Source organism: Micromonospora echinofusca (genome assembly GCF_017614955.1).
In the GTDB taxonomy this organism is placed as follows: Bacteria; Actinomycetota; Actinomycetes; order Mycobacteriales; family Micromonosporaceae; genus Micromonospora; species Micromonospora echinofusca_A.
Map to the genome: position 1 here is coordinate 1 of NZ_WVUH01000310.1, position 8,713 is coordinate 8,713.

The 8,713-nt window shown below is 74.3% G+C and carries 8 protein-coding genes; 6 read left to right on the plus strand and 2 right to left on the minus strand.

Going from position 1 to position 8,713, the window contains the following annotated elements:
• Positions 1 to 37 precede the first annotated feature (37 nt).
• Positions 38 to 1,279, minus strand: coding sequence for an amino acid deaminase/aldolase (locus GSF22_RS26570; RefSeq protein WP_208816468.1), 1,242 nt, complete (start codon positions 1,277 to 1,279; stop codon positions 38 to 40).
• 341 nt (positions 1,280 to 1,620) lie between these two features.
• Here GSF22_RS26570 and tmk point away from each other — a divergent pair, with 341 nt between their 5' ends.
• The 6 genes from tmk (at position 1,621) to GSF22_RS26600 (ending at position 7,439) form a co-directional block, all read left to right on the plus strand.
• Positions 1,621 to 3,735, plus strand: a complete 2,115-nt coding sequence (gene tmk, locus GSF22_RS26575; RefSeq protein ID WP_208816475.1) for a dTMP kinase — start codon at positions 1,621 to 1,623, stop codon at positions 3,733 to 3,735.
• 133 nt (positions 3,736 to 3,868) lie between these two features.
• On the plus strand, positions 3,869 to 5,086 hold the full coding sequence (locus GSF22_RS26580; protein ID WP_208816469.1) for a DNA polymerase III subunit delta': 1,218 nt from the start codon (positions 3,869 to 3,871) through the stop codon (positions 5,084 to 5,086).
• A 149-nt stretch (positions 5,087 to 5,235) separates the two neighbouring features.
• Positions 5,236 to 5,565 carry a YbaB/EbfC family nucleoid-associated protein gene (locus tag GSF22_RS26585; RefSeq protein ID WP_208816470.1) on the plus strand — a complete coding sequence of 110 codons (330 nt, stop codon included), beginning with the start codon at positions 5,236 to 5,238 and terminating at the stop codon, positions 5,563 to 5,565.
• Positions 5,566 to 5,871 carry a hypothetical protein gene (locus tag GSF22_RS26590; RefSeq protein ID WP_208816471.1) on the plus strand — a complete coding sequence of 102 codons (306 nt, stop codon included), beginning with the start codon at positions 5,566 to 5,568 and terminating at the stop codon, positions 5,869 to 5,871.
• Entirely contained in the window at positions 5,871 to 6,557 is a 687-nt protein-coding gene (locus GSF22_RS26595) for a hypothetical protein (RefSeq protein WP_208816472.1), read from the plus strand. Before GSF22_RS26590 ends, GSF22_RS26595 begins: the two co-directional genes overlap by 1 nt.
• A 39-nt stretch (positions 6,558 to 6,596) precedes the next feature.
• Positions 6,597 to 7,439 (plus strand): PSP1 domain-containing protein, encoded by an 843-nt coding sequence (locus GSF22_RS26600; RefSeq protein WP_208816473.1) that lies wholly within the window; start codon positions 6,597 to 6,599, stop codon positions 7,437 to 7,439.
• 13 nt (positions 7,440 to 7,452) lie between these two features.
• Here GSF22_RS26600 and GSF22_RS26605 read toward each other — a convergent pair.
• A partial coding sequence (locus GSF22_RS26605; RefSeq protein WP_208816474.1) for a metallophosphoesterase family protein occupies positions 7,453 to 8,713 on the minus strand: 1,261 nt, incomplete at its 5' end.

An 8,713-nucleotide genomic window follows, 5' to 3' on the forward strand; every position in this document is an offset into this window, starting at 1 on the left:
GACGGTACCCAGCTACCGGGGTGAGGGGCGGCCCCGGTCAGCCGAGGAAGGACCGCCCCTCACCCCGGTAGCTGGGTACCGTCCCGGTCGACGTGTCGCCGTCGACCAGGTGCAGCTCGTTCACGTGCTCGCAGAGTTCACCGGCCTTGGCGTGCCGGAACCACACCCGGTCGCCGACCCTGAGCCGGTCCGCGGCCCGGCCGCTCAGCGGGGTCTGCACCTCGCCGGCCCCCTCCCCACCGAGCAGGGCCAGTCCGGCAGGCAGCCAGGGGGTGGGCGACCGGTCCCGCCCGGCCGGGCCGGACGCGATCCAACCGCCGCCGAGCACGGTGGCGATGCCGGGGGCGGGCCGGCGGACCACCGGGCAGGCGAAGAACGCGGCCGGCTCCGGCCGCCACGCCCGGTAGCCGTCGAACAGGCGCGGGCCGTACAGCCCCGAGCCGGCGGTCACCTCCGTGACCGACGGATCCGCCGTGGTCGCCGCCACGCTGCCGGTCCCGCCGCCGTTGACGAATTCGAGGTCGGCGTGCTCGCGGGCCGCCGCGACCGCCGCCCCGCGCCGGGCCAGCAGTTCGGCGTACGACCGGCGCTGCACCACCCGGATCGCCGCGCCGCGCAGCGCCTGCCCGGGCGGTGTGTCGGCCAGCCCGGCGATCTGCGCCTCGTACGCCATCAACCCGACCAGCCGGAACCCGGGCCGGGCCGCCACCAGGGCGGCGAGTGCGCCGGTGGCGTCCGCCGAGTGGACCGGGGACCGGCGTACCCCGAGGTGCAGCCGACCGCCCAGCAGCCGCCACGAGGCGTCGAGATCGAGGCAGACCCGCAGCTCGGGGCGGCGGCCGGGGGGCGTGACCGCGTCGACGAGGTCGAGCTGTGCCGGATCGTCGATCATCAGGGTGACCGCTGCGGCCAGTTCGGCGTCCCCGGCCAGTTCCGCGAGGGCGCTCCGGTCCGCCGTCGGGTACGCCACCACGGCGTCCCGGGTCACCCCGGTCCGGACCAGCCAGTTCGCCTCGGCCAGGGCGTACGCCAGCACGCCGTGCCAGCCCGGTCGGGCCAGCGTGCGGGTGATCAGCTCGCGGCACCGGACGGACTTGCTGGCCAGCCGGACGGGCTTGCCCGCGGCCCGGCCGGTGAGCGCGTCGGCGTTGGCCGTGAAGGCGGGCAGGTCGACCACCGCGAACGGCGGATCGAGGTGCGCGGTGGCGGCGTCGAGGCGTTTCCGCAGCTCATCGCGTCCGGTGGACGGCCGCCGCAGGCTGTCGCGTTCGGTGGACATCCCTGCACGCTAACCCGGCCCGGAAAAATGCGAAATCCCCTCGCGTCTGTCCGGTTGTCCCGCAGCGGGCAGCCGGGGCTACCCTCGCCAGCAGCAGAATGTCGGGGGCGGCCGATCCCAACCCCCGGACTAGAGTGTCACCGGTGGAGCCCAGCGATGGGCCGGCACGTGGAGGTACGGCCATCGACGCCAACCAGCGGGATACGGCACCCGGGGACGGACCCGGCACGCCGGACCAGGACGCCCGCAACGCTCCGGAGGGCGGCGCCGCGTCCACCGCACCGCCCACCTCCACCCAGGCCGGGCCAGCGGCGCAGAACGGGTACGCCGCCCTGCGCTCCGTGCTGCGGATCCGCCCGTTCCGCCGACTCTGGCTCGTCCTCGGGGTGGCCGCCTACGGTGACTGGCTCGGCCTGCTCGCCACCTCCATCTTCGCCGCCACCCAGGTCGAGGGGAGCACCGCCAAGGGCGCCGCCTTCGGCGGGGTGATCGCGGTCCGGCTGCTGCCCGCCCTGGTGCTCGGCCCGGTCGCCGGGGTACTCGCCGACCGGTTCGACCGGCGCTACACGATGGTCATCTGCGACCTGCTGCGGTTCGCCCTCTTCGCCTCGATCCCGCTGGTCGCGGTCTTCGGCGCGAGCGGCGGCACGGTGGTCGCCTGGGCGGCGCTGGCGACCTTCCTGATCGAGACGATCACGCTGCTCTGGATCCCGGCCAAGGAGGCCGCGGTCCCCAACCTGATCCCGCGTACCCGGCTGGAGATGGCCAACCAGCTCACGCTGATCACCACCTACGGCTTCACCCCGGTCCTCGCCGCGATCAGCCTCTCCGCGCTCGACGCGGTGGTCCGCGCCGTGGCGACCGGCCCGACGCCCGGCTGGGTGGAACCGGCGACACTCGCCCTCTACTTCAACGCGTTCTCCCGGCTGGCCACCGCAGTGGTGGTCTTCTTCGGCATCAAGGAGATCAGCGGCCGGAGCGCCGAACAGTCCCGGACCGACCAGGGGATGCTGCGGCAGTTCGTCGAGGGCTGGCGGTTCATCGGCAAGAGTCCGCTGGTCCGGGGGCTGGTGCTGGGGATCTTCGGCGCCTTCGCCGGCGGTGGTGTGGTGATCGGCGCGGCCCGCTTCTTCGCCGCCTCGCTCGGCGCCGGTGACGCCGCGTTCTACCTGCTCTTCGGTGCCATCTTCGTCGGTCTGGCGCTGGGCATCGGGCTCGGCCCGATGATCGTCCGGGAACTGTCCCGGCGGCGCTGGTTCGGCATGAGCATCGTGCTGGCCAGCGCCTCGGTCCTGGTGCTCGCCGCCGCCATCCACCTCTCCATGGCGATGCTCGGCGCGGTCCTGGTCGGCGCGGGCGCCGGCATGGCGTTCCTGGCCGGTACCACCCTGCTCGGTGGGGAGATCGCCGACGAGGTGCGCGGCCGGGTCTTCGCCGTGGTGCAGACCGGCACCCGGATCGTCCTGATGCTCGCCATCTCGCTGAGCAGCCTGCTGGTCGGTATCGGCGGCTCCCGCGAACTGCGGATCGCCGACCTGGGCATCTCGGTCTCCTCGACCCGGCTGCTGCTGCTCACCGCCGGCGTCGCCGGGATCTTCGCCGGCATCAGCGCGTTCCGGCAGATGGACGACAAGATCGGCGTACCGGTCCTGGCCGACCTGTGGGGCTCGGTCCGGGGCCGCCCGCTCTCGCCAGCCGAGCCGTTCACCTCCAGCGGGCTGTTCCTGGTCTTCGAGGGTGGCGAGGGGGCCGGCAAGTCCACCCAGGTCACGGCCCTCGCCGAGGCGCTGCGGGCGGAGGGGCACGAGGTGGTGGTCACCCGGGAGCCCGGGGCGACCCCGGTGGGTGAGCGGATCCGGTCACTGCTGCTCGGCGCGCCGGGCAGCGACGTACCCTCTCCCCGCGCCGAGGCGCTGCTCTACGCCGCCGACCGGGCGCACCACGTCGCCACCGTGGTCCGTCCGGCGCTGGCCCGGGGGGCCGTCGTGATCAGCGACCGGTACGTCGACTCCTCGCTCGCCTACCAGGGCGCCGGTCGTACGCTCCCCGCCGACGAGGTCTCCTGGCTCTCCTCCTGGGCCACCGGTGGGCTCAAGCCCGACCTGGTCATCCTGCTCGACGTGGAGCCGGCCACCGGGTTGCGTCGGGTCGCCGCCCGACGGGGCGAAACCGACCACGTCGAGGCCGAGTCGATCGACTTCCACGAGCGGGTCCGGTACGCCTTCCTCGACCTGGCCGCCGCCGACCCGAAGCGCTACCTGGTGCTGGACGCCTCCCGGCCGGCCCCGGAGATCAGCACGGCGGTGCTGGCCCGGCTCGACGGGATGCTCAGCGACCCGGCGGGTGTGGTGCACCCGGAGCCGGCCAGGCGGCCGGACACCTCGGTGCAGCCGAAGTTGTCCGAAGCCGAGCTGGCGCTCCTCGCCGACGGTGAGTTGGAACGGCGGTCCTGCTGACCGTGACGGGCGATGGTGGCCGGGTGGTTGCAACGACCGTGCCAGGCGATGGTGGCCGGGTGGTTGCAACGACCGTGCCGGGCGATGGTGGCCGGGTGGTTGCAACGACCGTGCCGGGGGTGAGGATTCCCTGATGGGTGACGTCTTCGCCGAACTGGTGGGGCAGGACGAGGCGGTCGGGACGTTGCGCCGGGCCGCCGCCGACGCGGCAGCCACCCTCTCCGCTGCCGGTGGTGACCCGGAACCGGCCGACGCCGCCACCCCGACAGGGGGCATGACCCACGCCTGGATCTTCACCGGTCCGCCCGGATCGGGCCGGTCGGTGGCGGCCCGGGCGTTCGCCGCCGCACTCCAGTGCGTCCACGGCACCGGCTGCGCGGAGTGCGCCGGCTGCCGGACCACCCTCGGCGGTACCCACGCCGACGTGCGTCTGGTGGTGCCGGAGGGGTTGTCCATCTCGGTCAACGAGATGCGGGCCCTGGTGCTCCGGGCGGCCACCACCCCGGCCGGCGGACGCTGGCAGATCGTGGTCATCGCCGACGCCGACCGGCTCACCGAGGCGGCCGGGAACGCCCTGCTCAAGGCGATCGAGGAGCCACCGCCCCGGACGGTGTTCCTGCTGTGCACCCCGTCCACCCATCCGGACGACATCTCGGTGACCATCCGGTCCCGGTGCCGGGTGGTGTCGCTGCGGCAGCCGCCGGCCGAGGCGGTGGCCGCCGTACTCGCCGGGCGGGACGGCGTACCCCCGGACGTGGCCGCCTGGGCCGCAGCCGCCGCGCAGGGGCACGTCGGGCGGGCCCGGCTGCTGGCGGCCGACCCGGAGGCCCGCCACCGCCGGGACGCCGTGCTGGCCGTACCCCGCCGGCTCACCGGGGTCGGTGCCGCCTTCGACGCCGCCTCGGCGCTGATCGAGGCGGCGGAGGCCGAGGCGGCGGCAGCGGTGGCGGAGACCGACGCGGCGGAGAAGGCCGCGTTGCAGACCGCGCTGGGTGCCGGCGGCACCGGTCGGGGCGCGGCGGGCGCCGCGCGGGGCATCGCCGGGCAGGTGAAGGACCTGGAGAAGCGGCAGAAGTCGCGGGCCACCCGGGCGCAACGGGACGCGTTGGACCGGGCCCTGGTGGACCTGGCCGGGTTCTACCGGGATGCGCTGGTGGCGGCGTTGCGGGCACCGGTCGCCCCGGTGCACTCCGACGCCGCACCGTTGTCGGTCGCAGCGGCCGAGAAGTGGCAGGCAGAGGGAGCGTTGCGTCGCCTGGAGGCGATCCTGGCCTGCCGGACGGCGATCGCCTCGAACGTCAAGCCCCGCATCGCGGTGGAGGCGATGATGCTCGCCCTCTGGCGCGGCTGAGCCTTTTCGCCCTCCGGCGCGCTGGTTCCATAGATCGTGATGATCTTGTCGCAGGGGTTTTCCTGACGCTGTCCGGGCCGGTAACGTTCCGGTGCCGCAGTGCAACGGTCGCGGCACGATACGTGAACGGCCTGCGGGAGGAGCCTGCGATGACGCGGGGGGAGATCGACGAGGCCTGGATCGAGGAGGCGGTGCGACGCTACCGCCGGATCGAGTCGCTCCAGGCGGAGTTCGACGAGGCCGTCGGTACCGTCGAGGTGACGGTGCGGTCCCCGGACGGCCTGGTCGAGGTCGTGGTCACCGCCGCCGGCACCATCGTCGACGTACGGTTCCTCGGCCCGCTGCACGGCCGGTCCAGCCGGGAGGTCGCCGCTTCGGTGCAGGCCGCGGTGACCTCGGCGGCCGACGCGGCGCGCTGGGCCCGGGAGAAACTGCACACCGAGACGTTCCGCGCCTACCGGCCGCTGGCGGGGGCCTGAATGGACAGCCTGCACCGGATCGCCGCCCGGCTGGACGACGCGGCGACCACCCTCTCCGCCGTCGCCTACGCGGTGACCGCCACCGACCCGCCGCAGGCGGCCTTCGGGACGGAGGCGGCCGGCCGCCCCGGCGAGCTGGGCCGGGCCCTGCACGCGCAGTGGCGTGCGGCCACCGGTAACCGGGCCCGGGAGGCGGCCGGGGCCGCCGCGCGGATCGCCGCCGCGGCCGAGGCGGTCCGGGCCGCCGCCAACGGCTACACCGACACCGACCACGGGGTCCGGCGCCGCCACCCGGGGGAGGGCTGATGGACGAGCTGGACCGCCTCACCGAGCCCGGCCGGGACCTGCTCCGCCGGGTCGACGACCTGCTCTCCTCGGCCGGCGCCCCGGAGGTCCACCGGATCTGGCCGCTGCTGCGCCGGCTGCGGGCGCTGCCCGGCGAGGCGTTCGGCGCCTTCACCGAGCTGCGGCCGGAGCCGCTGGCCACCGCCGGGCACGCGGTGCGTCAGCTCATCCGGGAGTACGACGACGCGTGCGCCCAGCTCGCCGACCCGGGCGACTGGTCCGGTGCGGGGGCGTCCGCCTTCGCCGACGTCCGGTCCGCCCTCGTCGCCCACCTCGACGAGGGGCCGGAGAGCCTGGTCGGCCGGCTGGAGTCGACCGGCGGGTACGCCGACGCGCTGGCCGACTGGATCGACCGCAGCCGGCTCGCGCTGGCCCGTACCCTGGCCGAGGCGCTCGGCAGCGCGGAGGCGGTGACGGTGGTGGCGGTCACCGGGGCGGGTGGCGACGGGTCGGCCGACGGCGCGGGGCGTGCTGCCGGGGCGGCTGCCGCCGAGATCGGCGCCCGGATCCTGGCCACCCTCTCCGTGGCGTACGACGGCGCGGAGCGGCTGCTACGGGAGTGGGGGCCGAGCCTGGCCGAGTCGGCCTACCGGCCGCCGGCCCCGGCACCGAACCGGTTCGGCCTGACCACCCGGATCGGCCGTTGACCGCTGGGTCCGGCCGTCGTCGCGTCGTAAGGTGAAGCCATGGGGATGCTCTGCGCGGTCAGTTTCAACCGGTACGGGCGCCTCTACTACCTGGATCCGGGGGAGTTCAGCCCGCAGGTCGGCGACCGGGTGCTGGTCCCGACCGACGACGGTCCGCTGGTGGCGGAGTGCGTCTGGGCGGCCCAGTGGGTCACCGAGGACACCTCCGGCTTCCCCCGGCTGGTCGGGCTGGCCGGTGACGAGGACCTGCGCCGGGACGAGTTGCTGCGGCAGCGCAAGGCGGAGGCGAAGGTCGCGGCGAAGCGGCTGATCCGCGAGCACGGGCTGCCGATGAAGGTGGTCGCGGTCGACCATGTGGCCGAGTCGGCGCAGGAGGGCATCGGCGCCCGGACGACCATCTACTTCACCGCGCCGCACCGGGTGGACTTCCGGGCCCTGGTCCGGGATCTCGGTGCCACGCTGCACTGTCGGGTCGAGCTGCGTCAGCTCTCCGCCCGGGATTCGGCCCGGGTGCAGGGCGGGATCGGCTCCTGCGGGCGGGACCTGTGCTGTGCCACCTTCCTGACCGACTTCGAGCCGGTCACCATCCGGATGGCCAAGGACCAGGACCTGCCGCTGAACCCGCTGCGGATCTCCGGGGCGTGCGGTCGGCTGATGTGCTGTCTCAAGTACGAACATCCGCTGTACCAGAAGTTCCACGAGTCGGCACCGCCGCTCGGGTCGCGGGTGTCCACCCCGGACGGCGACGGGCGGGTGGTCGGGCACAGCGTGCCCCGGGATTCGGTCACCGTCCGGTTGGACGCCGACGGGTCCCGTTGCTCGTGCAGCCGCGCCTCGGTCTGCGGTCCCCGCCAGGCCCACGACCAGCGCTACTCCGGCTGACCGTGCCGGGCTGCTACGGCACGGTGAACGGCGGCTCGGCGAGGCGTACCGGCAACGGCTGGTCGGGCAGTAGCCAGGAGGCGTCCGGCGCGGTGTCCGGGTTGATCCGCCACCGTCGGCAGACCCGGTCCACCGCGACCGGGTAGACCGTCAGGGTGCCGTCCGGATCGATCCGCAGGCGGAGGAACGCCTTGCCGTCCTCGATCCCCTGGCCGGCGAAGAGCTCGTTCAGGTTCACCCCGAAGAAGCCCGCCACCAGCAGGTACGCCGCCGCGAGCTGGGTGGCCAGCAGCCCGATGACCGGCCCGTAGACCACCGCCGCAGCGGCGGCTGGCAACGCCCACGGCCAGTGGTAGAACGGCAGGTGCAGCCAGGCCCAGGTGCCGGCGGCGGCCAGCGCGACGTGCGCCAGCCCGTGCGCCACCCCGAGGATCCAGTGCCGGGAGTGTCGTTTCCCGCTGGCCCCGGGTGGCTTGGCGAAGAACGCGGCGGCGAGCAGGGTCACCCCCAGCATCGCCACCAGCGGGACGCTGAACAGCCGCTGTTCGGCGGTGCCGTTGTCGTTGGCCGCCACCCCGGCCATGGCGAGCATCAGCAGGGTGTGCAACGTGCCGAGCAGCGCGGAGAAGCCGGGGTTGCGCAGCGGCAGCCGCCGGAAGACCCCCCAGGCGTACCGGCGGGAGCGGGCCGCGTCGGGGAACCGGCCGGCCAGTTCGTACGTTTCGGTGGGGCTGGACCGCCGGACCAGGGTGTCCCGGGGCGGTACCTCGATCCGGGGCGGCAGTTTGTGCGTCGGGTAGAGGTAGGCGCCGCCGCCACCGCAGGTGACCAACTGCCGGTCCGGGTTGGCGTACCGGGCGTAGTGGTGCAGGTCCCCGGAGAGCAGCAGCCGTACCTGCGCCCCGCTGGGCGCGACGATCGTGCGGACGAAGTAGTCGATCGAGTCGTACGCCGACGGGTGGTCCACGGTCTTCACCCAGGACGGCTCCGGGACGGCCAGGATGACCCGGGACTCCGGGCCGAGCCGTCGGGCGACCTCCTCGAAGTAGGTGAGCTGCGGATCGTCGATGTACGAGCCGGACTGGTTGTCCAGCCCGAAGAACCACCAGTCGGCCGGCAGTTCGGTGGCGAAGTACGACCGGGACTGGCCGGTCCGCCAGCCGCCCAGGTTGTCGTCCCGGGAGCGGACGAACAGCCGCAGGAAGGCGGTCAGCCCGTCGTACCAGTCGTGGTTGCCGGGGATGGCGAAGAGGGTGGGGCGCGGACCCCCGGCC

What these genes read in the sequence shown, in the direction of transcription:
- GSF22_RS26600 (WP_208816473.1), top strand. Translation starts at nt 6,597, where the DNA reads ATGGGGATGCTCTGCGCGGTCAGTTTCAACCGGTACGGGCGCCTCTAC.
- GSF22_RS26590 (WP_208816471.1), top strand. Translation starts at nt 5,566, where the DNA reads ATGGACAGCCTGCACCGGATCGCCGCCCGGCTGGACGACGCGGCGACC.
- GSF22_RS26595 (WP_208816472.1), top strand. Translation starts at nt 5,871, where the DNA reads ATGGACGAGCTGGACCGCCTCACCGAGCCCGGCCGGGACCTGCTCCGC.
- GSF22_RS26585 (WP_208816470.1), top strand. Translation starts at nt 5,236, where the DNA reads ATGACGCGGGGGGAGATCGACGAGGCCTGGATCGAGGAGGCGGTGCGA.
- GSF22_RS26580 (WP_208816469.1), top strand. Translation starts at nt 3,869, where the DNA reads ATGGGTGACGTCTTCGCCGAACTGGTGGGGCAGGACGAGGCGGTCGGG.
- GSF22_RS26570 (WP_208816468.1), bottom strand. Translation starts at nt 1,279, where the DNA reads ATGTCCACCGAACGCGACAGCCTGCGGCGGCCGTCCACCGGACGCGAT.